Consider the following 22,568-nt stretch of genomic DNA (forward strand, 5'->3'; position numbering starts at 1 on the left):
CGCCCGTAGCTCAGCTGGATAGAGTACCTGGCTACGAACCAGGCGGTCGCACGTTCGAATCGTGCCGGGCGCGCCACCCCTCAGCTGTATCTCAAAAGCAGTTATCATTATAATCTGCGCCTTTCGTAAGCTCTCCGACTGTCCCGGTATCCCGATATGAAATTTATTCTGCGTCTGTTTCCTGAAATCACGGTCAAAAGCCGTCCTGTCCGCAAGCGTCTCATTCAGCGATTGCGCAGTAACTTACAGAATATGCTGCTGCGTTATGATGAGAAAATTAAGGTGGCAGGGCATTGGGATAAGGTAGAGGTGGAATACCCGGGTCAGGATGACGCATTGACGGCCAGTATTGTTGACCTGTTAGGCCGCACGCCTGGCATTCACAGTTATGTGGAAGTGTCAGAGTTTGCATTAGGCGACTTCCATGACATCTATGAACATGCCTTGAATGCTTATGCGGAACGCCTGAAAGGTAAAACGTTCAAAGTCCGGGTCAAGCGCAGTGGTAAGCATGAATTTCGTTCAGTGGATGTGGAACGCTATGTAGGGGGTGGTCTTCGTCAGCACTCTGAAGCTGCGGGTGTTGATGTCCACAAACCAGATGTGTTCGTTGATCTGGAGATTAATAACGACAAGCTGTTTGTGGTTGCCAATACTTACATGGGACAGGGTGGTTTCCCATTGGGTACCCAGGAGGCAACACTGTCTCTTATTTCAGGTGGGTTTGATTCAATCGTTGCCAGTTATATGACTATGCGCAGGGGCTGTAAAACCCACTTCCTGTTTTTTAACCTGGGTGGTCATGCGCATGAGATAGGTGTTAAGCAGGTTGCGTTGTACTTGTGGCAGAAATTTGGTTCTTCCGCCCGGGTAAAGTTCATCACGGTGCCTTTTGATGAAGTCGTCGGCGAGATCCTGCAGAGTGTTGACCACTCGCATATGGGGGTCATTCTTAAGCGAATGATGCTGCGCGTTGCAGAGCAGGTCGCCGACAAAATGGGTGTTGAGGCGCTGGTGACCGGTGAAAGTATTGCTCAGGTGTCGAGTCAGACACTGCCTAACCTGGCGTTAATAGATTCCGCTACGGATAAACTGGTTATTCGTCCATTGGTGACGATGGATAAGCAGGACATTATTGATATTACCCGTAAAATTGGTGCCTTTGAGTTCGCAAGTAATATGCCAGAATATTGCGGTGTAATTTCAGACAAGCCGACCACTCATGCTCGTCGTGAACGGGTTGAAAAAGAAGAGGCACATTTCGATTTCGAGGTACTGCAGCGTTCATTGGAACGGGTTGAAGTGATCAGTATCGATGACATTGTTGAAAATATGGCGGTACATGCTGAGATCGAAGCCCTGACCAAGGTGGGTGAGAATCAGGTGATTGTGGATGTGCGAGCGCCGCATGAGCAGGAGAAAAAGCCGCTTAATATGCCGGGGTGCGACATTTTATGTGTGCCTTTTTACAAAATGGATCAGGTTGCTGAAACGTTGGAAAAAGACAAAGAATATCTGCTTTATTGTGAAAAAGGGGTCATGAGTCAGCTTCAGGCGCAGCAACTACAAGAAAAAGGCTTCAGTAATATCAAGGTATTCCGGCCAAATACGAGTAAAAAGTAAGGGAATTCTTGTAGTAAAAATACAGCGAAATGAGCCCAAGTTCGGCTTTCCTGCTGATAAATAAAGTAAATTGCTTGTGTTGCCTGAGTAAAAAAAATCGGGTTTAATTGGGGTCCATCTAAAACCAGTACATCCGTCAGCTGTGAGATTGTGTCAACAATTAGGGCCACAAGCCCGTTCATCTGACATCTGGGGACAATAAAAGGAGCACCCATTCGATGGATAATCTGCTTTCAGAAGGCCTATCCTTATTGGTCTTCGGCATGGGCTTTGTCGTTGTTTTTCTGACCTTGCTCGTCATTGCTACGACCGGTATGTCTAAGGTTGTTGGCAAGCTATTCCCTGAAGCCCCGGCAATACCGAAAAAGAAGCCGGTAGCTGCTACAGCGGCAGCAGGAAATAATCAGGATGAATTGATTGCTGTAATGACTGCAGCTGTGCATAAGTTTCGCGGTAAATAATCGCGTAACTGAGAAGAATAAACTGAAAAGCATATAAAAAAGGCCATTTCCCATGACCGATGCAAAAAAACCTCTTGGCATTACTGATGTTGTTCTGCGTGACGCGCATCAGTCCCTGTTCGCAACTCGTATGCGAATTGATGATATGTTGCCAATCGCTGAAAAACTGGACAAGGTTGGTTACTGGTCCCTGGAAAGCTGGGGCGGCGCGACCTTCGATTCCTGTATTCGCTTCATTGGCGAAGACCCCTGGGAGCGTATTCGTCTCCTGAAACAGGCGATGCCTAACACCAAACAGCAGATGCTGCTGCGTGGCCAGAATCTTCTCGGCTACCGCCATTATGCTGATGATGTGGTTAATAAGTTTGTTGAGCGTGCGGCGACCAACGGCGTGGACGTATTCCGTATCTTTGATGCGATGAACGACCCCCGTAATCTAGAAACCGCGATCAAGGCGGTGAAAGGCACCGGTAAACATGCGCAGGGTACTATTTCTTATACTAAGAGCCCGGTGCACACCATCGACATGTGGGTCGACTATGCCAAGACCCTGGAAGATATGGGTGCCGACTCCATTAACATCAAAGATATGTCAGGTATTCTGACACCTTATGATGCATTTGATCTGGTGTCCCGTCTGAAAGCTCAGACTCAATTGGAAGTTCAGTTGCATGCGCACGCAACTTCAGGCTTATCTGATATGACTATCCTGAAGTCTGTTGAAGCCGGTATCGATCGTGTGGATACCGCAATTTCTTCCATGTCTATGACCTATGGTCACACGTCAACTGAATCCGTTGTAGCGGCGCTGGCAGGCACTGAGCGTGACACCGGACTTGACCTGCTGCAACTGGAAGAAATTGCCGCGTACTTCCGTGAAGTGCGGAAGAAATACGCCCAGTTTGAAGGTTCATTACGCGGTACTGATTCGCGTATCCTGGTGGCCCAGGTGCCGGGTGGCATGCTAACCAACATGGAAAGCCAGCTCAAACAGCAGGGTGCTGCAGACAAGTTTGACGACGTGCTGGCTGAGATCCCCCGTGTACGTGAAGACCTGGGTTGGATCCCGCTGGTAACACCTACCTCTCAGATCGTTGGTACTCAGGCTGTTATCAACGTCCTGATGGGCGAGCGTTATAAGACTATCTCCAAGGAAGTGCAGGGTATCCTGAAAGGTGAATACGGTGCGGCACCGGCTGCTTACAATGCAGAGCTGCAGGCGCGTGTTCTGGATGGTGGTGAAGCGATCACCTGTCGTCCAGCGGATATGCTGGAAGATGAAATGGATAAGCTGGTCACAGAGTTGCGTGGCATTGCTGATGAGAAAGGCATTGCTCTGACCAGTGGCGAAAACGAAATTGACGATGTTCTGACCTATGCGCTGTTCCCACAGATCGGACTGAAGTTCCTGGAAAACCGTGGCAACCCAGACGCATTTGAACCTGCACCGACTTTAGAGGACGCACAAGCAATGGCTGCACCTAAATCTACCGGACCACAAGTTTATACCATCACTGTTAACAATCAGAGCTATGTTGTTCAGGTGTCTGAAGGTGGTGATGTGACTGCGGTAGCACCTGCTGCTGCACCCGCTGCTCCTGCTGCTGCACCTGCAGGTGAAGCTGAATCCGTCCCTGCGCCGCTGGCGGGCAACATCTGGAAAGTTGAGGTTGCTGCTGGCCAGGCAATTCAGGAAGGTGACGTGCTGGTTATTCTGGAAGCGATGAAAATGGAAACTGAAGTACGTGCTGCTCGTTCAGGTACAGTGGTTTCTGTTGACGTGAAGGAAGGCGATGCTGTTCAGGTTGGTGACAGCCTGTTGACCCTGGCATAAGGATGTAAATCAATGGATAAGCTAGTCCAGTTATGGGTGGCTTCCGGGGTTTACAATATCTCCGGTGGTCAGTTTATTATGATCCTGGTAGGGCTTGGTTTGCTCTATCTGGCTATCAAGAAAAACTTTGAGCCTCTGCTGCTGGTGCCAATCGGCTTTGGCGGTATCATGGCGAATATCCCGGAAGCAGGCTTGGCCTATTCCGCGGTAGAAAACGCAGTTCACTTTGCTAGGCCGGAAGTGCTCTCGGCACTGGCAGGAGTGTTAAGTATCAGCAGTCTTGATCCGCATGATATTTTGCATGCCTACCATGCGGCCTCAGCTGCAGTGCATTCTGAAGCGGTGAATATCGCTCTGGATTCGGGCTATAACAATGGCATGCTGTATAACTTCTACACTGTGGCGATTGCTTCTGGTGCTGCACCGTTGCTGATCTTTATGGGTGTGGGTGCCATGACCGACTTTGGTCCGTTGCTGGCGAACCCTAAAACACTGTTTTTGGGCGCTGCTGCGCAGTTTGGTATCTTTGCAACCGTTATGGGTGCAGTGGGCCTGACTACACTTGGCATCATGGATTTCAATATCCAGGAAGCGGCTGCGATTGGCATCATCGGTGGTGCTGATGGTCCGACCGCCATCTATGTAACCAGCTTGCTGGCACCGCACCTGCTGGGTGCAATTGCTGTCGCGGCATACTCTTACATGGCGTTGGTGCCTTTGATTCAGCCGCCAATCATGCGCGCACTGACTACTGAAGCTGAGCGTAAGATTTCGATGAGCCAGCTACGTCATGTGTCACGCACTGAAAAGATCATGTTCCCTGTAGTGCTTTTGATTCTGGTGGCTTTGCTATTGCCGGATGCTGCACCTCTGTTGGGTATGTTCTGTTTTGGTAACCTGATGCGTGAGTCTGGTGTGGTTGATCGCCTGAGTGATACTGCTCAGAATGCGTTGATCAATATCGTCACCATTTTCCTGGGTCTGTCTGTTGGTTCGAAACTGTCTGCGGATAAGTTCCTGGACTTCCAGACCCTAGGCATTCTTGCGCTGGGTATTGTGGCGTTCGGCCTTGGTACTGCTTGTGGGGTACTGATGGCGAAAATCATGAACAAGCTGGCCGGTGGTAATGCTATCAACCCATTGATTGGTTCGGCGGGGGTGTCTGCTGTGCCTATGGCTGCGCGTGTATCCAACAAGCTGGGTCTGGAAGCTAATCCACAGAACTTCCTGTTGATGCATGCGATGGGGCCAAATGTGGCCGGTGTTATCGGGTCTGCTGTTGCCGCGGGCGTGATGATTAAGTTCGTCGGCTAAGGGTTAGGCTGATAAAAAAGGGCTGCAATTGCAGCCCTTTTTTTGTTTAGATTCGGGCTTAGTAGCCCGCCAGCACTTCCAGGTGGGCCTGTACACTGAAGGCCAGCGAGATCGGGTTGTAACCCCCTTCCAGTACGGACACGATTCGGCCGTTACTGTAGGTGCGTGCGGTATCGCACAGCAGGCGGGTAACCCAGGCATAATCTTCTTCATCCAGTTTGATATCTGCCATCGGGTCTTCATGATGCGCATCAAATCCGGCAGAGACCAGAATCATGTCAGGTTTGTGTTGTTGTAATGCTGGTAGCCAGCGTGATTCAACCAGTGTGCGGAATACCTGGCTGCCTGAGTGGGCGTCCATTGGACAGTTGATGATATTGTCCCGCAGAATTTCACTATATCGTTCTGGATAGTATGGATGTTGGAAGCTTGAGCAGACCAGTACTTCTGGCCGATCCTTGAAGATATCGACTGTACCGTTGCCGTGGTGAACATCGAAGTCGCATATGGCGACACGCTCTATACCAGGCTGCTGCAGGGCATGCATGGCAGCAATCGCTACGTTGTTGTAAAAACAAAAACCCATTGGCAGGTTGTGTTCAGCGTGGTGCCCTGGAGGCCGAACAGCACAGAATGCATTATTGGCCTTGCCTGCCAGTACCCGGTTAACCGCCATGACGGCAGAGCCGGCTGCCAGGCTGGCAGCATGCAGTGAATCAGGGCAGAGTGCCGTATCCTCATCGGTGTAGATTACACCGCTGTCGGGTAGCTTCATTTCCAGCCGTTTCTGATGCAGTTCAGCATGCGCCAGTTGAATCTGCTCCGGCAGGATATGTACGGACTGTAACTGTTCCAGCTCTTGGATGAGGCCGGTTTTTTCCAGTACTTTGCGGATTGCGATCAGGCGTATCGGACTTTCTGGGTGCTCAGGCCCCATATTATGTAATCCGCAATCCTCGTGAGAGATAAAGGCAGTAGTCATAAGATCTCACTTTTGTAGTTATTTTGTAATCTGGCTGAAACAGGGGGATGCACCCACCCAATTATACCACTCAGCTTACTCTTGGTTAGTGCGCTGATATTTGATCTAGGTCAGCATTCACTCCCTGAGTATGGTTTATGCTTCAGCTTCAGCATAGAACTGATTACACCGTGTCTTTCACCCAAGGCGCGGTGTTTTTTTATCTGCTGGTTTGTTTGTGCCAAACAGAGTTTTCCGCTCGTTAGAGACATTCTGGCCTTTTGTCTCCTGCCTTGCCCTTTTATACTGAACCCTTCTCGGGAGATGGAATAGATCAGTGGCGCAGGTGGATTATTCCGATAAGCAGGTTTTGCTGATCGATAGCAGCGGTAATATGCGTGCGACGCTGTTCTATATGCTGCGCAGTATGGGTGTGGTCAATCTTAAGGCTGTCACCATTACTTCCCGGGTCACATCGGTAATTTCAGAAGACGATTACGATGTTATTCTGCTGGGCCATAATAGCAGTGATAGTTACTCCGGCGTACAGCTTCTCGAAGAGTGTCGATATCGCGGCTATATCAAACCTACCGCCTGTTGGGTATTCATGACCGGGGATGCCGCACAGGAATTAATCCTGCATGCAGTAGACAGTCGCCCCGACGCTCTGTTGACCAAACCTTTCTCTAGTGAAGTCCTCAAACAGCGGTTGGATTATATACTGACACGTAAACAGCTGTTTGCACCGGTTGAAGAGTTGGTTGAAAAAGGGGAGTTACAGCAGGCGATGCAGTATTGCCGCAATGCTTTTGCGCCTTACGATGATGAGTATGATGCTGCCTGTCTCACGCTGGCCCGGCTGCAACTACAGGCGGGACAGCCCCATCTTGCTGAGCGCACCGCCGGTAAAATGTATTCTGACCGGCATGATAAAGAGGCTGCTGCTTTATATGCATCCGCCATGCTTGAGCAGGGCAAGGCACGTGATGCTGAGCGGCTCCTTACCCATTTGATTACGCAATATCCGCTCTATATTCCGGCTTATGACCTATTATCTAAAACCTATGAGCAGCTAGGTGACCTGGATTCGGCCCTGGATACGTTGAGTAACGCGGTCAGCATTGCGCCAATGGGGATACCCCGGCAGATGAATTTGGGACGGGTCGCGACCCAAGCTAAACAGCTGGATATGGCATCCAGTGCGTATAAGAAATCTATCGTGCTGGGCAGGCATAGCTGTTATCGATCCCCCGAGCCTTATTTGAAATTGGCCAATATCAGGCGGTTGGAGCTGGCAACTCACTCCGAACTAAAGCAGGAAGAGCTCTATAGCAGCTTTGATAAGCTGGTCAGTGAAGCCTTTAAGGCTTTTCCACGGGATCAGCGTTTGCGTGTACAAGCTTCATTGTTGCGCAGTGAGATGTTGCAGCAGATGGGGGACGTTGAGGGTGCCAGCCAGTGCTCCCGTGAGGCACAAAGAGCAAATGCGGAACTGGCTGTACCTCTGGACCTGGGTAGGGAACTGTTGACGGTGACTGGAGATCGTATTCCGGTGCTGGATAAACCGATTCAGCAGGAGATGGCCGCACCACCGGTTAGGGATGAAGCAATGAGCCGTAAGGTTAACCGTCAGGGTGTTAAGAGTTACTTAGCCGGGCGTATGCCAGAGGCACTGAAATACTTTGGTCTGGCTACGGAATATGATTCAGCCAACCCTACTGCGTTGCTCAACTTGGCCCAGCTGTTTCTTGAATCCGCTCGTGATTCTCAGGAAAAGCGTCACGAGCGTTTACGTATGGTAGAGCGCTACCTGAAGCTTGCTTCTCGAATGGTGCTGGATACCGATGTGCAGGAGAAGCAGCAGCAGCTCAAAATCCTTCTACACCGTGGCATTGATGAGTTGCCGCCAGGAAGCCTGGGTAACCTGTTGCGCTAAGACTCAGGGGGGGCAGGCTGATCGAGATCGACAGCTAGTGGTTGGTTGCTGTCAAAACTGTTCATGTAGATAGAAAGCTGCGGTATTGATAGCGGGTGCGTCTAATGCAGCAGCACTGCCTGCCAGCCGATTGCCGGTCATGATGTAGTTTACGCCTAAGGCAATGGTGAAATGGATAAAGGCGCAAGACACTGTGTTAGACATGACCCCCTATTCCGCTTTCTGAAGATTAAAGCCGGAGTATAAAACGCACATTAAAAGTTAAAATTTATTGATAATATGATTTCAATTTATTTGGCTTATATGCGTGCAGGGTTGGTCAGATTAGTTGTATCGCTCAGTGTATCTTGAGTTTTTTGCGCACAGGGACGTTATAGGGTTGGCTGTGCAGCTGAAAATGACATAGAGGAAGGGATGGTGTCCCAGAGAGGATTTGAACCCCTGGCCTGTCCCTTAGGAGGGGACCGCTCTATCCACCTGAGCTACTGGGACATGTCAAAATGGACGGCGTGATTGTACCCAGTGATGGGGGCAGTGTCATGGCTTTTTCAGGCTTTACCGATACGGCTTTGCGCTTTATACAGTCCGGCACTACCTGATTGGTCGTATAGCTTGTCTTCCTGGCGCTGACCGCGAATGATAGCTAACAGCTGTTGTACATTGCGTTGACTGCGGGAGATAACAGTTTCATTGCGGGTGTTTTTGCGTTGCATTTGCTGCAGCTGATTTTCTAGTTCTGTCACGGCCTGTGATAGTTCTGGCTGCAGTGAACTTGCTGGTTCGGATTCCGGTAAACGGTAACCATTAATAGGGCTGTTAATACCATAGCTACTCAGTAACTCGGTGCGTTTGACGCGAAATTGTTGAAATTCAGTGAGCAGGGAAGTTTTACGCTGTGTGATGTCGCTGAGAGCATCGAGATCCTGTTGGCTAAGGATCTCGAGTTCAGCATCGTAGACTTGGTCAAGTGTTTGCAGAAGCTTGATGCCTTCTTGAAGAAGTGCGGTCAATTGTTGCTGCTGCGAGGGCGAGAGCATAAAAAGTTAAAATGCCTCGTCCTGTTGCAGCATTTTTTCAGCAATTTTATCAGCATTAATACTGTAGCTGCCCTCTGCAAGAGCGGCTTGAATAGCAGCGACACGGTCTGAATCAACCTCAGGTGCGCCTGCCAGAGAAGTTGCAATATCTTTCAGTGATTGCGCTGCATCACTGATCATTACTGTGTCCCCTTGAGGCGCAGTTTCAGCACCCGGTACTGAAACGCCTTTGGATTGACCGTTGTCGTTGTTCTGTGCACGGGAGCTATTCAGCTGTGCAGCTGTCATCCCAGTCAGATTTATCGACATGATTCCATCCTCATAAATGTATCTACCCACTTACATCGGCAGATACCGCCGCGACTTTAGCTTAAAAGGGTATCTTTCGTGAAAATTTTAATAAATTTCCGGGCCTGAGGCCAGCGGTATCTGGTCAAGGCACCCGGACTTGTCCAGGGGCCGTAATTATCCCTTTGATTTCTATGCCAGATTGGTCATTTCTGACCCGAATTTGTTCGCCTACAGCGCCGTCTTCAAGCGCGGTGCCAGGTACACGAATACTGACATGCTGACGCTTTGCTTCGATTAAAACGGCATCATTGCGTTGAATAGCAACGGGCTGTTTCAGCATATCGGCGGTGAGTACAGTTTCTGCAGCCAGGCTGCGTTTGGTGCTCCAGCCATTGAGGGTGGCAATATCTGAAAAATAACTGGATTGATTGGTGATGTCCGCTTCTTTGAGCATCACGTTAGCCGCAGATAAAGCACTGTTGCGTGGTAAACTTTTACGGGTGATAACTACCGGGGCATAGAGATATACTTCTGCGGCCACATACAATTGCCAAAAAGGCATTGGGCAAAACGCCTTCAGGCTGATACGGTGGCCATTGCCCCGCGGAGTGCCAAAATGCACGGGCCGACTGCATTTTTTGAGTTTTACTGCGCGGTTGATTGGACTGATCTTGACCTCTATGCGAGCGTCTGGTGTGAGGTTACGGTAATGTTGCAGCAGATGCTGTTTTGCCAGACTTTCCAATTCGATGGCTGATAGTGCTGCAGAACAGAACTCAGATGCCGATAATAACGGGATGAGAGCTGACAGGCAGATCAGTCGGAGGTGTTTCACGGGGCGCTTCCGTTTGGGCTGGTGCGGCAAAAGATCACAGCGATCAATCAACTTCAGTTAATGTTTTCTGCAGGATTAAGAGATCATGTCAGGTATCCTAGATAGTGTAAACCTGCGTACCCAGATGGTAGGGCAGAACCGTTTAGAGCTGTTACTGTTTAGTCTAGAAACACCGCAGCGGTATGGCATCAATGTCTTCAAAGTACGTGAAGTTCTGCAGTGCCCGGAGTTGACGGAAGTCCCGCGGCAGACCTCATCAGTTAAGGGGATGGCGCATATTCGTGGCGAGACCATTCCGGTATTGGACCTGTCCGAAGCTGTTGGCCGTTCTCCCATTCCTCATGATGAGCAGCGCCAGTGTTTCCTGATTGTTGCGGAATATAACCGCCGTACACTGGCGTTTTTGGTGCGCCGTGTTGATCGTATTCTAAATACCCACTGGGATCAGATCATGCCGCCGCCGACTGAAATCGGCGTGGAAAATTATTTGACCGCTATTTTTGAGTATGAAGACAAGCTGGTTGAAATTCTCGACGTTGAGCAGATTTTGGCAGATTTGTATCCAATGAAAACAGAGGTCAGCGAAACGGTTGCCGATAGCACTGTGCGCGAACAGGCACAGGACTATCAGATTCTTATCGTTGATGACTCTGCAGTGGCGCGCAATCAGATGCAGCGAAGTCTGGAAAGTCTGGGTATCAAAGTTATGGCGCGTAATAACGGCCGTGAAGCCTGGGATACCCTGATGCAATTGGTGGATAAGGGAGTCGATGTATCCACCATGTTCCTGATGATTATCTCTGATATAGAGATGCCAGAGATGGATGGCTATACCCTGACATCGATGATCAAGGGGCATGATGCGCTGTCCAAGCTGCATGTTGTATTACATACCTCTTTATCGGGTGGTTTCAACGTGTCCATGGTTAAAAAAGTCGGTGCGGATGGTTTTCTGGCTAAGTTTGATCCGGATGAGCTGGCATCGGTTGTGGTCCACCGGATAAAACAAGTACGTTAAGTCGTTCGCCTAGAGTCGAAAAAAAAACATGCTCACGCCGCCACCGCCCGGTTTTCAGATTGCCGCGGACGATTTCCGTGAATTTCGCCAGTTCCTTGAGGAACATAGCGGTATTTTGCTGACTGATAATAAACAGTATCTGGTGCAAAGCCGTTTACGGGAGTTGGCGCGTGCAAACCAGTGTGCGGACCTGAAGACGCTCTTGAGTATGCTGCGCCGTCCAGGTTCTATGCGGCTGCGAGAACAGATTGTCGAAGCAATGACGACCCATGAAACCTTGTGGTTTCGTGACACCCATCCTTTTACTCTGCTGCAAAATAAATTGGTGCCAGAGCTGGTTGAACAGCGTCCCACTCAACCTTTACGGATATGGTCTGCCGCTTGTGCTACTGGTCAGGAGCCATACTCGATCAGCATGATTATGGAGGAGTGTCGGCGCTCCGGTCGGCAACGTATGCCCAGTGTAGAGATTGTCGCCACAGATATATCTACGCAAATTCTGGAGACCGCGAAACGCGGTGAATATGAGATGCTAGCGCTGGGCCGTGGGCTCACTGCTGAGCAGCGGGAACGTTTTTTTGATCAGACAGTGAATGGCAGTTGGCAGGTAAAAACCAAACTGCGGCAAGCTGTACGTTTTCAGCAACTGAATTTGCTGGGTGCTTACACGTCCTTGGGTAAGTTTGATGTTATTTTCTGTCGTAATGTGTTGATCTACTTTTCCAGTGAGCGAAAATTGGAAATCCTGCGCAAATTACATGGTTCCCTGCGTCCTGGTGGGTATCTGTTTCTCGGGGCATCCGAGTTTTTACCTGCCATGGATGATAAGTACCGCATGTTGCATTGCCGCCCTGGCATTGTTTATCAAGCGCTTTAATCTCTCTTGCCGCCGGCGGCAAAAAGCGGTTCCGGTTTGCCGCTTTTGTTTCCTCTATACAGCGCTATAAATACCATTTATTTATATATATTTGATATATAACGATAAATTAAAATTGGTGCGCTGCTTGCTTTATTTCCTGCAGATCCATCTGGAGGCAAGTAAATGGCAATTAATTTTGAGTCAGCGCTGGGTATTCATGATGATGCGGTGTTATTTCGCAGCCGTCGTGCGGAAGTGCTGGCTAACAATATTGCCAATGCTGATACCCCAAACTATAAAGCGCGTGATCTTGATTTTGCGGCTGTGCTGGACGGTATGGTCGATCAGCAACCGGTAATGCGCCCTGCGGTTACTAATGCATCGCATCAGACCGATCTGCTCAGTCCTGACTATGCAGCGGATCTGATGTTCCGTCTTCCGCAGCAGCCATCGGTAGATGGTAATACCGTTGAATTGCAGCAGGAAATGGCGCGCTACACAGAAAACGCAATGGACTATCAGGCTTCCTTCCAGTTGTTGAACCGTAAGATTACGGGTCTGAAATCTGCAATCAAGGGTGAATAAATATGTCACTGAGTAATGTATTTGCAATTGCTGGCTCTGCCATGAATGCGCAGACCATACGGCTGAATACCACAGCCAGTAACCTGGCAAATGCTGAAAGCGTTAGCTCCAGTGTTGATTCCACCTACCGTGCACGCAAACCGGTTTTTTCGGTACAGCAGGTGCAGGGTATGGATTCCCTCGGGGCATCAGTACCACCCGCAGGTCGAGGCGTGCAGGTCGACGGAATTGTTGAAAGTCAGGCAGAGTTACGACAGGAATACAGCCCGGATCACCCAATGGCGGATGAAAACGGCTATGTTTATTACCCAAATGTGAATGTTGTAGAAGAGATGGCTGACATGATCTCGGCATCACGTTCGTTCCAGATCAATACTGAAATTATGAATACGGCCAAGCAGATGATTCAGCAAAGTCTGTCGCTTGGGCAGTAAGGGTGAGAGGTAGCAGCCATGAGTAATGTAAATGGCGTTAACCAGAATATTTTTGAGCAGATAAATAGCCAAAACAAAACAACTAGCGGTTCATCTACCTCGACGCAGGCGGCTGAAGACAGCGATATGTTTATGCGGCTGATGATCGCTCAATTGAGTAATCAGGATCCAACCAGTCCTGCAGATACCTCTGATTTTATGCAGCAAATTGCCACCATGTCTCAGGTGGAGAGCATTAATCAGTTGAATGTCTCGGTGAAGGATATGGCGCAATCAATGCTCACTAGCCAGGCTGCGTTGCAGGCATCGTCCATGGTTGGGCGTTCAGTCTATGTGCCGGGAGATACAGTTGAAGTGGGTACTGCTGCTAGTCCATATGCACACGGGGCATTTACATTGGATAGCAGTGCCTCAGCCGTTCGTATCCGGGTGTATAACTCCAGCGGATCGCTGGTGGATACCATGGACTTGGGTGCAGTTCAGCAGGGCAGTCATGACTTTGCCTGGCAGATGCCACTGGATGATGACGGACAGCCCACGATTCCGCCGGGTGACTTTACGTTCACGGTAGAGCGGTTGGTGGATGGTGAATACCAGGCCATGGACACCCGTATGGCACACACTGTGAACAGTGTCACCTTGGGTGAAAACGGTATTGGTATGAAAGTGAATACAAATGCTGGCAGCTTTGATGTCAGCGAAGTTGAACAGATCGGCGTATAAGAGGGTAGATCAATGGCAGGTTTCAACACAGCAGTGACAGGCCTGAAGTCGGCAAGCACTGACCTTGATGTCACCGGTAACAACATCGCTAACGCAAGCACCGTGGGTTTCAAATCCTCACGGACTGAGTTTGGTGATATTTACGCCACCGCAGTTGTGGGCGCAGGCTCCTCCAACGTCGCCGGCTCTGGTGTCACGGTAACCGATATCGCGCAGGACTTTCAGGCGGGGACGATTGAGTTCACCAATAATAACCTGGATTTAGCGATCAATGGTTCCGGTTTCTTTCAGCTTGATGACGGGCAGGGCAGTGTCACCTACACGCGTGCTGGCTCCTTTGAGTTGGACAAAGATGGCTTTATCGTTTCCAAGTCAGGCAAGTATCTGCAGGGTTATGGTCTGGATGACCAGGGCAACCGGCTGCCAATCGGCAACCTGGCAGTGACCCAGAAAGAAAGCCCACCAAAGGCGACGGAAACCATTGATCTGTCGTTTAACATCGATGCGCGGCTGGATGAAACCAAATTGCTGCCGGAATACGACAAGGATGAGCCGGGTTCATTCAGTTACAGCACCACAGTGCGTACCTTTGATAGCCTGGGTAACGAACATACCATCAAGTTCAACTTTGTTGAGCAGCGCCCGGTTAATGAGATTCGTACCACCACCTTTGATACTGACCCTACCAGTCTGGATATCTCTGATGTCTCAGTCGATTTTGCTGCTGATTTTGACGCTGATGGCAATCTGGATCCTACCGTATTGTCTGACCTGCAGACCGCCGACCCACGTATTTTGTTGGTGAATTACAATGCCGCAGATAATGAGTTGAATGTGACATTTAAGTCAGACTCAACCCAATACGGTGATCTGGTAATAGACAACATTGCCGGTGGTGCGGTGGTGGAATCTACGTCAACTGACGAGCGTCCATCCAACGAAGTGCATACCTATTCGTTTGAAGCTAACGGTGCCGGCGCGTTTGATGCCTCGGGTAACCTGACCTCCGATGTAAATTTTGAACTTGGTGGTGTGTCGTTCTCGTTCGCCACCGGTACTGCCAAAAGTACCATCGGTGATCAGTTGGCGGCGCAGCAGTCGTTGATTATCGATCGTAACCCGGATGTTCAGTCTGTGCTGTTTGATTCCACTTCTGGTGAGATCAACGTAACCTATAAGTCTGAAGTCGGGAACGTTGCCAATGACCTGCTGGCGTTTGCCGATGATGCTGCTAACAGCCTGTTCGTAGATGGCGCGGCAGCCGATGAGCCAACCAGTATAGTGAATGGTGATAACTCCTATCAGGGCTACTACCGCGCTTATGCCTACTTGAACGGTGATACGCAGCTGGAATTGGGTAAAATCAATGACCCGGGTGAGTCCGCTACGGTGTCAGATGCTGGTCCTGTTTTGTTGCAGTTTAATCCGACCAACGGTTTGTTGAGTGAGATTAATGGTGATGCGGTAGTGGCAGGTGCGGCTGTGCCCAAGCTGACGGTCTATGGCGCTGACCCGGCTGACCCAAATACTGACATTTCCCTGGATCTGGAAGGTTCCACTCAGTTTGCTTCGGCTTCTATTGTAAAAGCCTCTAATCAGGACGGATATACCAAAGGTGACCTGATTGGCGTGAGCTTTGGTGAAACCGGCGAGATGGTTGCCAGCTTCTCCAATGGGCAAAATGCCAACTTAGGTGTGGTTGCTATCTCTACGTTTGAAAACCAATCAGGGCTGCAACCTGCGGGTGACACCGAGTGGAGTGCAACATTGACGTCTGGTGATGCCATCCTCAACCCACCGGGTACTGGTTTGAACGGCACCTTGCGTTCAGCAGCACTGGAGCAGTCGAATGTTGACCTGTCTGCAGAGCTGGTAAGCCTGATTGAAGCACAGCGTAATTTCCAGGCGAACTCAAAAACCCTGGAAACATTAAATAACGTGACGCAGGCTATTTTGCAGATCTGACCCGATCTCAACTTGCCGTCCTATAGGCCGTACTTCGTACGGCCTTTTTTATGGGACAAACTTTTCCCTTCTCTAGACGAAGTTTTCCGTTTGCCATCGGCAAAAGCGGCAATTTTGTGCCTTTTGTGTTTTTTTATTTCTTTTATATCAATATCTTATGTTTTTTATTTTGTTGGCACATAGATTGCTATTTAGTGTTTAGTGTATTTGTTTTTAATGATCAGGTGGCAAGCAAGGCCTGACTGAATGGCAGACAGCAATGGATAAAGTACTGTATTTGGCGATGAGTGGTGCCCGGGAAAATATGCTGGCACAACAAGCCCATGCCAATAACCTGGCGAATGCGAATACTACAGGTTTTAAAACTGACTTAGCCCAGGCGCGAGCCATGCAGGTATTTGGTGACGGTCATGCGTCGCGGGTGTATGCCCAGACGGAGAGGCCAGCCACCGATATGTCCAGCGGTACCCTGATTGAAACCGGTCGTAAGCTTGACCTGGCGATTGCCGGAGATGGCTGGATTACAGTGCAGCGGCCTGATGGAACCGAAGCCTATACCCGAGGCGGTGAGTTGCAAGTGGATGTCAATAATCAGCTGGTGACCGGCGGCGGTTTACCGGTGATGGGCAATGGCGGCATTCCTGTGATATTGCCCCCTTTTGAGAATCTGGACATTGGCACTGACGGCACGATCACTGTTCGGCCATTGGGTGACAATGCCAATCAGCTGGTGCTGGTAGATCAGATCAAACTGGTCAATCCGGATCGTCAGAATTTGTTTAAAGATCGTGATGGCCTGATGGTCACTGATAATGCCCAACCGTTACCCGCTGATCAGAATGTGCGGGTGCGTTCCGGTTATATCGAATCCAGTAATGTGAATGCAGTTAATGAATTAACCGGCATCATCACGACCTCGCGTCAGTTTGAGATGCAGGTGCGCATGATGAAAACCGCGCAGGAAAATTCTGAAGCGGCTGCCGCCATTTTACGTTTGAGTTAATGATTACCAGAGGAGAGTGAAATGCACGGTGCACTCTATGTAGCAAAAACGGGATTGAGCGCTCAGGACACAAACCTGAAGGTGATCTCCAATAACCTGGCCAACGTTGCAACAGTTGGCTTTAAAAAAGATAAGGCAGTATTTGAAGATCTGATGTATCAGATCCGCCGTCAGCCCGGCGCACAGTCAGGGGAAGACTCACAACTGCCCTCCGGTCTGCAGCTAGGCTCAGGTGTGCGTACCGTGGGGACCCAAAAACTGTTTCACACCGGTGAGCTGCAAATTACCGATCAGGCGTTTGATGTTGCCATCAATGGCCGAGGTTTTCTGCAGGTATCCATGCCTAACGGCGATATTGGCTACACCCGCAACGGCCAGTTGCACCTGAATGCTGACAATGAGTTAGTGACAGCGGAAGGTTACCTGTTGGAGCCGGTGATTGCTCTGCCGGCAGAGGTCGTGAATTTTTCGGTTAGTACTGATGGCATTGTGCAGGTGACTACAGCCGGGGACCCAACCCCGACGGAAGTTGGTCAGCTGCAACTGGCAGACTTTGTTAATCCGCAGGGGTTGTTGGCCCTGGGCCAAAATTTGTATCAGGAGTCCGCTTCCAGTGGCGCGCCGCTGGTCAGTAATCCGGGTGAAAACGGCACGGGTATTTTAAAACAGGGCACCCTGGAAGGCTCCAATGTTAATGCGGTGGAAGAGCTGGTGGATATGATTACCACTCAGCGGGCTTATGAAATGAATTCCAAGGTCATTTCAACCGCAGATGAAATGCTCTCGTTTGTATCACAGCAGCTTTAAAGCATAAGAGGTTTTAGCAGCATGAAACGGTTCGTATGGTTCCTGATAAGTGCTTCGCTGGTGTTAAGCGGCTGCGTGCAAAAGCAGGTGAAGCCGGATAACCCTGTGTATGCGCCTGTCCCGCCGCAGGATATGCAACCTGTCCAGGCAATGGATGGTTCCATATACAGCGCTGCCACCAGTATGAATCTGTATGGTGATGGCCGGGCATATCGGGTCGGGGACATTCTCACCGTGACGCTGCGGGAGCAGACCAGCTCGCAGAAAAGTGCCAAGACTGAATTGGATAAAGAGAGCTCGGTTTCTCTTGAACAAGGCGTTGCTTTTGGCAACGGGGTGAGTGTGCTGGGTAAACCGTTGAGCTTCGATCTGCCGGCCAGTACCACTGAGTTTGACGGCGAAGGCAAGTCGGATATGAGCAACAGTCTGAGTGGCAACATCAGTGTCACGGTGCATGAAGTGTTACCCAACGGGGTGTTGCTGGTGCGGGGTGAAAAATGGCTAACCCTGAATCAGGGTGATGAATATATTCGGGTCAGCGGCATGGTACGGCCGCAGGACATCGGCTCGGATAACACTGTTGCTTCAACCAAACTGGCGGATGCCCGCATCGCTTACAGCGGAACAGGTGCGGTCAACGATACCAATGTAATGGGCTGGTTGTCGCGCTTCTTTGTCGGTGCCCTATGGCCATTCTGAGGAGACGTGCAATGAAACGTGCAATGGTTTTGATCTGTGCAATGTTGCTCAGCCTGTCAGCTGAAGCGACGCGTTTGAAGGATATGGCCAGTGTCGCCGGGGTACGTAGTAACCAGCTGGTGGGCTATGGTCTGGTGGTCGGCCTGGACGGAACGGGTGATAAAACCAGCTTTACCTCACAGACCTTCCGCAACATGTTGAATAACTTTGGTGTGGCGATTCCGCCGAATGTGAATCCGAAGTCGAAAAATATTGCTGCGGTGGCGATCCATGCCGATCTGCCAGCCTTTGCTAAGCCAGGCCAGACCATTGATATCACGGTTTCGGCGATTGGTGATGCTAAAAGTCTGCGGGGCGGCAGTCTGCTGATGTCGCCTTTGAAAGGTGCAGATGGTCAGGTTTATGCGATTGGTCAGGGCAACCTGGTGGTATCTGGTTTTGGTGTGCAGGGTGATGATGGTTCCCGGCTTTCGCTAAATGTGCCCAGTGTTGGCCGCATTCCTGGCGGTGCCACAGTGGAGCGTGCAGTACCCAGTGGCTTTGCCCAAGGCGATAGCTTGATGTTGAACCTGCATCGCTCTGACTTTACCACCTCTCGCCGTGTTGCCGAACAGATTAATCAGTTGCTGGGGCCTGATATGGCCGCGTCGTTGGATGCGACCTCGATCCGGGTAAGGGCGCCGCGTGATCCTTCACAGCGTGTCAGTTTTCTATCGGTGTTGGAAAACCTGAATGTGGAACAGGCCCAGGATGCTGCCAAGGTGGTGATCAACTCCCGTACTGGCACCATCATTATTGGCCAGAACGTACAGGTATCTCCGGTGGCTATTACGCATGGGGGGCTCACCGTTTCCATTACTGAAACCCCTGAAGTAAACCAGCCTGACCCTCTAAGCGGCGGTCAGACTGTGATTGCCCCACGTACCGGAATTCAGGTGGATGAAGGTTCGGGTCATATGTTTGAGTTTTCGCCGGGAGCCAGCCTGAGCCAGATTGTTGAAGCAGTGAATCAGGTGGGCGCAGCTCCTGGTGACCTGATGGCGATTCTCGAGGCCCTGAAACAAGCGGGTGCCCTGCAAGCGGAACTGGTGGTGATCTGATGGTTAAACCAACCTCTGGCCAGAGTCCTCAGCTGTATACCGATCTGGCGCAGCTACAAAAGCTGAAAAGCAAGGCGCTGACCGATAAACAAGAAGGTTTGCGGCTGGCGGCCGAACAGTTTGAACAGCTGTTTATGAATATGTTGCTGCGTTCTATGCGTGAAGCGAATGCCGCCTTTGGTGAAGGCAACTTCATGAACAGCAGCCAGACAGAGTTTTACCAGGGCATGTTTGATAATCAGCTGGCGATGGAGATCTCCAGTGCCAAAGGCAAGGGCGTTGGTTTGGCGGATGTACTGGTACGCCAATTGAGTCAATCCAGTCAGACGTCGGTGTCAGGTGAGGGGGGAGAGCTTGAGTTCAACCTTGAAAGCCGTCAGCTCGATCAGGCGATGGATCGTGCCGCCGCTATGGCAGCAGAAGTGTTGTTGCAACAGGCGCAGAAAACCGAGCGGCCTCCAGGTGTCAGAAGTGAACCGTTAACTGAGCCGGCCACCGTTGCCTCGCCGGCCATGCCAGAACTGCAGCGATTTGAATCGCCGGAGCAGTTTGTGCAGACACTGATGCCTATGGCGCAGGACGTTGCTGCAGAGCTGGGGGTTGATCCAAGAGTACTGTTGGCGCAGTCAGCGCTGGAAACCGGCTGGGGGCGTTTCATCATCGGTGGTGAAGGACAGAGCAGTCACAATCTGTTCAATATCAAGGCGAGCCGTGGCTGGCAGGGTGAGACAGCCCAAGTGGCAACGCTGGAATACCGTGATGGTGTGCCGGTACGAGAACAGGCGCGCTTTCGCAGCTATGCCGGTTATGAAGAAAGCTTTAGAGATTACGTACAGTTTTTGCAAAACAGTCCGCGTTATCAATTGGCGTTGGAGAGTGCTGCAGACCCTTATGTGTATATAGAACGCCTGCAGGAAGCTGGATACGCGACAGATCCGGCCTACGCAGAGAAAGTGAAAAATATTTTTGAGGGAGAGGTGCTGGCCGGTCAAACACCGCCATCTAAAGAGGGTTGAAGCCAAGCCGATGCGGCTTATTCACTCACTGATTATGGCGACCTATTTGACCTGCACTGAGTCCCCCTCAACAGGAGTTCATCATGTCTAGCTTCGGTCTATTAAATCTTGGCACTCAGAGCCTGCAGGCCAACCAGACTGCACTCAGTGTGACCGGACAGAACATCAGTAACGTCAATACCGAGGGCTACTCTCGTCAGCGTCCGGTCTTCCAGTCCCGTGAGGGGATTAGCGGTGTTACGATTAATGACATCGACCGGATAGCCGATGCTTTTCTCAGTCGTCAGATCTGGTCGGATAGCGCCGGGTATAACAGTTCGCTGACATTTGAAAATTTTGCCAATGAACTGGATAACCTGATGGCGGGTGAAGCCACCAGTATCTCCACGGCGATGGATAACTATTTTGGTGCATTGCAAACGGCAGTAGATGATCCGGTCAGCCTGCCTAACCGGGAGCTGTTTATTGCTCAGGCCGAAGCGCTGGTACAGCGTTTTAACGATCTGGATGCCAATGTGCGGCGCCAGAATGACACGATCAACGGCCGACTGGAAAATACTGTTGCGGCGATTAATACCATCAGCGCCAATATTGCTGAACTGAATGATGATATCCGTATTGCTCAGGCGTCGGGTTCTGTACCCAGTGAGCTGTTGGATAAACGGGATGCCAAGCTTGAGGAGTTGTCCAAATACATAAGCTTCACCACTTTGGATCAGCCGAGTGGCGAAGTCAGTGTGTTTATTGGGAATGGTCAACCGCTGGTGGTGGGCTTGAGGGTCAGTGAATTGACCACAGTGCTTAGTCCTGCGGATAGCAGTCAGCTAAATATTGGTATCAGTATTAATGGCAAAGTCAGTGATATTACCAATCAGGTTAGCGGTGGTCAGGTCGGCGGTATGCTGGATTACCGTGACGATGTGTTAAATCGTGCGCTGGATGAACTGGGTCGCATCGCCGTGGTGTTTGCCGACAGTATGAATGAGCAACATCAGAAAGGTATGGATTTTGATGGTAATGCTGGCGGACTGCTGTTTACTGACATTAACAGTGCTACTGCCCGTTCTAATCGGTTTTTGTCAGAACGGGACAATTCCAGTACCGCCACAGGTGGGGTGACCATTAATGATGTCAGCCAGCTACAGGCCACCGAATATGAATTGATTTTCAATTCAGATTCCAGCTTTACCCTGATCCGCGAGAGCGATGGTATGCGCTGGAGTCAGTCTACCCTGACGCCCACCGATCCACCGACAGAAGATGGTCAGTTTAGTCTGGACAGTACCACTGGTGAGCTAAGCCTGCGGATTGATGGTTTTACGCTGGATATTGATGCAAATCCTGCATTTGTGGTGGGTGATAAATTTCTCATTCGGCCTGTGCGTAATGCTGCGTCAGAGATCGATACCGTGATCTCCAGTGCTCAGCAATTAGCACTGGCTGCACCCTTGGCGGTATCTGAACACGTGGCTAATACCGGTACCGGAGTGGTGACGGTGGCCATTACGGATAAAGATTTCGCCGATATTTCTACTGCGCCGGGTGAACTGACACCACCGCTCGAGCTGAGTTTTACCGCCGACGCTAGCGGTGTACTTTCTTATGTCCTGACGGATGCTGAAGGTGATACCACAACAGATCTCTATGTGGCGGGAGAACCCATCAGTTTGCAGGGTTATGACATTGTGATTCGCAACCTGCCCAAGGTAGGCGACAGTTTTACTGTGGATTTCAATACCGGTGGGGTATCGGATAACCGTAATTCGCTGCTGATGTCAGATCTGCAGTTTAGTAAATCCATTTCAGGGGCGTCCTATCAGGATAAGTATGGCCAGGTAGTGGAGCGGGTTGGTACCCAGGCAGCGGTTGCCCAGCTTAACAGCCAGTCCAGCAAGTCGGTACTGGATGTGAACCGCGAAACCCGTGCCGGCATTTCCGGTGTTAACCTGGATGAAGAAGCGGCTAAACTGGTTCAGTTCCAGCAGGCCTATCAAGCATCCGCCCAGTTGATTCGGGCAGCGCAGACTATTTTTGATACTCTGCTGCAAAGTGTTTAGGAGCTAGAAA

The 22,568-nt window shown here is 50.4% G+C and carries 22 protein-coding genes and 1 tRNA gene; 17 read left to right on the forward strand and 6 right to left on the reverse strand.

Going from position 1 to position 22,568, the window contains the following annotated elements; translation table 11 throughout:
- Positions 1-156: 156 nt before the first annotated feature.
- The 4 genes from thiI (at position 157) to ACFVYJ_RS05535 (ending at position 5,232) form a co-directional block, all read left to right on the forward strand.
- Complete coding sequence (gene thiI / locus ACFVYJ_RS05520; protein ID WP_419414042.1) at positions 157-1,623, forward strand: tRNA uracil 4-sulfurtransferase ThiI; 1,467 nt, start codon at positions 157-159, stop codon at positions 1,621-1,623.
- A 218-nt stretch (positions 1,624-1,841) separates the two neighbouring features.
- Positions 1,842-2,084, forward strand: coding sequence for an OadG family protein (locus ACFVYJ_RS05525; RefSeq protein WP_419414043.1), 243 nt, complete (start codon positions 1,842-1,844; stop codon positions 2,082-2,084).
- Positions 2,085-2,136: 52 nt separating this feature from the next.
- The gene (gene oadA, locus ACFVYJ_RS05530) at positions 2,137-3,918 is read left to right on the forward strand and encodes a sodium-extruding oxaloacetate decarboxylase subunit alpha (RefSeq protein ID WP_419414044.1); all 1,782 of its coding nucleotides are present in this window, start codon (positions 2,137-2,139) and stop codon (positions 3,916-3,918) included.
- Positions 3,919-3,930: 12 nt separating this feature from the next.
- Positions 3,931-5,232, forward strand: coding sequence for a sodium ion-translocating decarboxylase subunit beta (locus ACFVYJ_RS05535; protein WP_419414045.1), 1,302 nt, complete (start codon positions 3,931-3,933; stop codon positions 5,230-5,232).
- A gap of 58 nt (positions 5,233-5,290) precedes the next feature.
- On the opposite strand, the gene ACFVYJ_RS05540 is transcribed toward ACFVYJ_RS05535, so the two are convergent.
- Entirely contained in the window at positions 5,291-6,214 is a 924-nt protein-coding gene (locus ACFVYJ_RS05540; protein WP_419414046.1) for a histone deacetylase family protein, read from the reverse strand.
- Positions 6,215-6,530: 316 nt separating this feature from the next.
- On the opposite strand from ACFVYJ_RS05540, the gene ACFVYJ_RS05545 reads away from it, so the two are divergent.
- Positions 6,531-8,129, forward strand: coding sequence for a hypothetical protein (locus tag ACFVYJ_RS05545; protein ID WP_419414047.1), 1,599 nt, complete (start codon positions 6,531-6,533; stop codon positions 8,127-8,129).
- Positions 8,130-8,180: 51 nt separating this feature from the next.
- Here the strand turns inward: ACFVYJ_RS05545 and ACFVYJ_RS05550 are convergent, their stop codons facing one another.
- The 5 genes from ACFVYJ_RS05550 to flgA form a co-directional block, all read right to left on the reverse strand.
- Positions 8,181-8,333 carry a DUF2061 domain-containing protein gene (locus ACFVYJ_RS05550; RefSeq protein ID WP_419414048.1) on the reverse strand — a complete coding sequence of 51 codons (153 nt, stop codon included), beginning with the start codon at positions 8,331-8,333 and terminating at the stop codon, positions 8,181-8,183.
- Positions 8,334-8,544: 211 nt separating this feature from the next.
- A tRNA-Arg gene (locus ACFVYJ_RS05555) sits at positions 8,545-8,621 on the reverse strand.
- Between the two features lie 56 nt (positions 8,622-8,677).
- The gene (locus tag ACFVYJ_RS05560) at positions 8,678-9,139 is read right to left on the reverse strand and encodes a flagella synthesis protein FlgN (protein ID WP_419414049.1); all 462 of its coding nucleotides are present in this window, start codon (positions 9,137-9,139) and stop codon (positions 8,678-8,680) included.
- 33 nt (positions 9,140-9,172) lie between these two features.
- On the reverse strand, positions 9,173-9,475 hold the full coding sequence (gene flgM, locus ACFVYJ_RS05565; RefSeq protein ID WP_419414050.1) for a flagellar biosynthesis anti-sigma factor FlgM: 303 nt from the start codon (positions 9,473-9,475) through the stop codon (positions 9,173-9,175).
- A 124-nt stretch (positions 9,476-9,599) separates the two neighbouring features.
- Positions 9,600-10,292: a flagellar basal body P-ring formation chaperone FlgA gene (gene flgA, locus ACFVYJ_RS05570; RefSeq protein ID WP_419414051.1), complete on the reverse strand. Its 693-nt coding sequence runs from the start codon at positions 10,290-10,292 to the stop codon at positions 9,600-9,602.
- A gap of 85 nt (positions 10,293-10,377) precedes the next feature.
- Here flgA and ACFVYJ_RS05575 point away from each other — a divergent pair, with 85 nt between their 5' ends.
- From ACFVYJ_RS05575 to flgK, 12 genes are all read left to right on the forward strand, one after another.
- A complete protein-coding gene (locus ACFVYJ_RS05575) occupies positions 10,378-11,310 on the forward strand; it encodes a chemotaxis protein CheV (protein WP_419414052.1) in 933 nt (310 codons plus the stop codon).
- A gap of 28 nt (positions 11,311-11,338) precedes the next feature.
- Positions 11,339-12,187: a CheR family methyltransferase gene (locus ACFVYJ_RS05580; protein WP_419414053.1), complete on the forward strand. Its 849-nt coding sequence runs from the start codon at positions 11,339-11,341 to the stop codon at positions 12,185-12,187.
- Between the two features lie 165 nt (positions 12,188-12,352).
- Positions 12,353-12,754, forward strand: a complete 402-nt coding sequence (gene flgB, locus ACFVYJ_RS05585; protein WP_419414054.1) for a flagellar basal body rod protein FlgB — start codon at positions 12,353-12,355, stop codon at positions 12,752-12,754.
- A 2-nt stretch (positions 12,755-12,756) separates the two neighbouring features.
- Complete coding sequence (gene flgC / locus ACFVYJ_RS05590; RefSeq protein ID WP_419414055.1) at positions 12,757-13,188, forward strand: flagellar basal body rod protein FlgC; 432 nt, start codon at positions 12,757-12,759, stop codon at positions 13,186-13,188.
- A gap of 18 nt (positions 13,189-13,206) precedes the next feature.
- Positions 13,207-13,911: a flagellar hook assembly protein FlgD gene (locus tag ACFVYJ_RS05595; protein WP_419414056.1), complete on the forward strand. Its 705-nt coding sequence runs from the start codon at positions 13,207-13,209 to the stop codon at positions 13,909-13,911.
- Between the two features lie 12 nt (positions 13,912-13,923).
- Positions 13,924-15,876, forward strand: coding sequence for a flagellar hook protein FlgE (locus tag ACFVYJ_RS05600; protein WP_419414057.1), 1,953 nt, complete (start codon positions 13,924-13,926; stop codon positions 15,874-15,876).
- Between the two features lie 259 nt (positions 15,877-16,135).
- The gene (gene flgF / locus ACFVYJ_RS05605) at positions 16,136-16,879 is read left to right on the forward strand and encodes a flagellar basal-body rod protein FlgF (protein ID WP_419414058.1); all 744 of its coding nucleotides are present in this window, start codon (positions 16,136-16,138) and stop codon (positions 16,877-16,879) included.
- Positions 16,880-16,900: 21 nt separating this feature from the next.
- Positions 16,901-17,686: a flagellar basal-body rod protein FlgG gene (gene flgG, locus ACFVYJ_RS05610; protein ID WP_419414059.1), complete on the forward strand. Its 786-nt coding sequence runs from the start codon at positions 16,901-16,903 to the stop codon at positions 17,684-17,686.
- Between the two features lie 21 nt (positions 17,687-17,707).
- Positions 17,708-18,385 carry a flagellar basal body L-ring protein FlgH gene (gene flgH / locus ACFVYJ_RS05615; RefSeq protein ID WP_419414060.1) on the forward strand — a complete coding sequence of 226 codons (678 nt, stop codon included), beginning with the start codon at positions 17,708-17,710 and terminating at the stop codon, positions 18,383-18,385.
- Positions 18,386-18,396: 11 nt separating this feature from the next.
- A complete protein-coding gene (locus ACFVYJ_RS05620; RefSeq protein ID WP_419414061.1) occupies positions 18,397-19,485 on the forward strand; it encodes a flagellar basal body P-ring protein FlgI in 1,089 nt (362 codons plus the stop codon).
- Positions 19,485-20,501: a flagellar assembly peptidoglycan hydrolase FlgJ gene (flgJ, locus tag ACFVYJ_RS05625; protein WP_419414062.1), complete on the forward strand. Its 1,017-nt coding sequence runs from the start codon at positions 19,485-19,487 to the stop codon at positions 20,499-20,501. The genes ACFVYJ_RS05620 and flgJ overlap by 1 nt, the downstream gene beginning before the upstream one ends.
- A gap of 83 nt (positions 20,502-20,584) precedes the next feature.
- Entirely contained in the window at positions 20,585-22,558 is a 1,974-nt protein-coding gene (gene flgK / locus ACFVYJ_RS05630) for a flagellar hook-associated protein FlgK (protein WP_419414063.1), read from the forward strand.
- The last annotated feature ends 10 nt before the right edge of the window (positions 22,559-22,568 follow it).

It is taken from the genome of Pontibacter sp. JAM-7 (genome assembly GCF_048548695.2).
Classification (GTDB): Bacteria; Pseudomonadota; Gammaproteobacteria; order Pseudomonadales; family Balneatricaceae; genus Neptuniibacter.

Bases quoted from the DNA above. Each gene is read 5' to 3' on its own strand.
- thiI (WP_419414042.1), top strand. From the start codon at position 157: ATGAAATTTATTCTGCGTCTGTTTCCTGAAATCACGGTCAAAAGCCGT.
- flgK (WP_419414063.1), top strand. From the start codon at position 20,585: ATGTCTAGCTTCGGTCTATTAAATCTTGGCACTCAGAGCCTGCAGGCC.
- ACFVYJ_RS05550 (WP_419414048.1), bottom strand. From the start codon at position 8,333: ATGTCTAACACAGTGTCTTGCGCCTTTATCCATTTCACCATTGCCTTA.
- oadA (WP_419414044.1), top strand. From the start codon at position 2,137: ATGACCGATGCAAAAAAACCTCTTGGCATTACTGATGTTGTTCTGCGT.
- ACFVYJ_RS05595 (WP_419414056.1), top strand. From the start codon at position 13,207: ATGAGTAATGTAAATGGCGTTAACCAGAATATTTTTGAGCAGATAAAT.
- ACFVYJ_RS05540 (WP_419414046.1), bottom strand. From the start codon at position 6,214: ATGACTACTGCCTTTATCTCTCACGAGGATTGCGGATTACATAATATG.
- ACFVYJ_RS05525 (WP_419414043.1), top strand. From the start codon at position 1,842: ATGGATAATCTGCTTTCAGAAGGCCTATCCTTATTGGTCTTCGGCATG.
- ACFVYJ_RS05600 (WP_419414057.1), top strand. From the start codon at position 13,924: ATGGCAGGTTTCAACACAGCAGTGACAGGCCTGAAGTCGGCAAGCACT.
- flgC (WP_419414055.1), top strand. From the start codon at position 12,757: ATGTCACTGAGTAATGTATTTGCAATTGCTGGCTCTGCCATGAATGCG.
- flgG (WP_419414059.1), top strand. From the start codon at position 16,901: ATGCACGGTGCACTCTATGTAGCAAAAACGGGATTGAGCGCTCAGGAC.
- flgJ (WP_419414062.1), top strand. From the start codon at position 19,485: ATGGTTAAACCAACCTCTGGCCAGAGTCCTCAGCTGTATACCGATCTG.
- ACFVYJ_RS05575 (WP_419414052.1), top strand. From the start codon at position 10,378: ATGTCAGGTATCCTAGATAGTGTAAACCTGCGTACCCAGATGGTAGGG.
- flgM (WP_419414050.1), bottom strand. From the start codon at position 9,475: ATGTCGATAAATCTGACTGGGATGACAGCTGCACAGCTGAATAGCTCC.
- ACFVYJ_RS05535 (WP_419414045.1), top strand. From the start codon at position 3,931: ATGGATAAGCTAGTCCAGTTATGGGTGGCTTCCGGGGTTTACAATATC.
- flgF (WP_419414058.1), top strand. From the start codon at position 16,136: ATGGATAAAGTACTGTATTTGGCGATGAGTGGTGCCCGGGAAAATATG.
- ACFVYJ_RS05620 (WP_419414061.1), top strand. From the start codon at position 18,397: ATGAAACGTGCAATGGTTTTGATCTGTGCAATGTTGCTCAGCCTGTCA.
- flgB (WP_419414054.1), top strand. From the start codon at position 12,353: ATGGCAATTAATTTTGAGTCAGCGCTGGGTATTCATGATGATGCGGTG.
- ACFVYJ_RS05580 (WP_419414053.1), top strand. From the start codon at position 11,339: ATGCTCACGCCGCCACCGCCCGGTTTTCAGATTGCCGCGGACGATTTC.
- flgH (WP_419414060.1), top strand. From the start codon at position 17,708: ATGAAACGGTTCGTATGGTTCCTGATAAGTGCTTCGCTGGTGTTAAGC.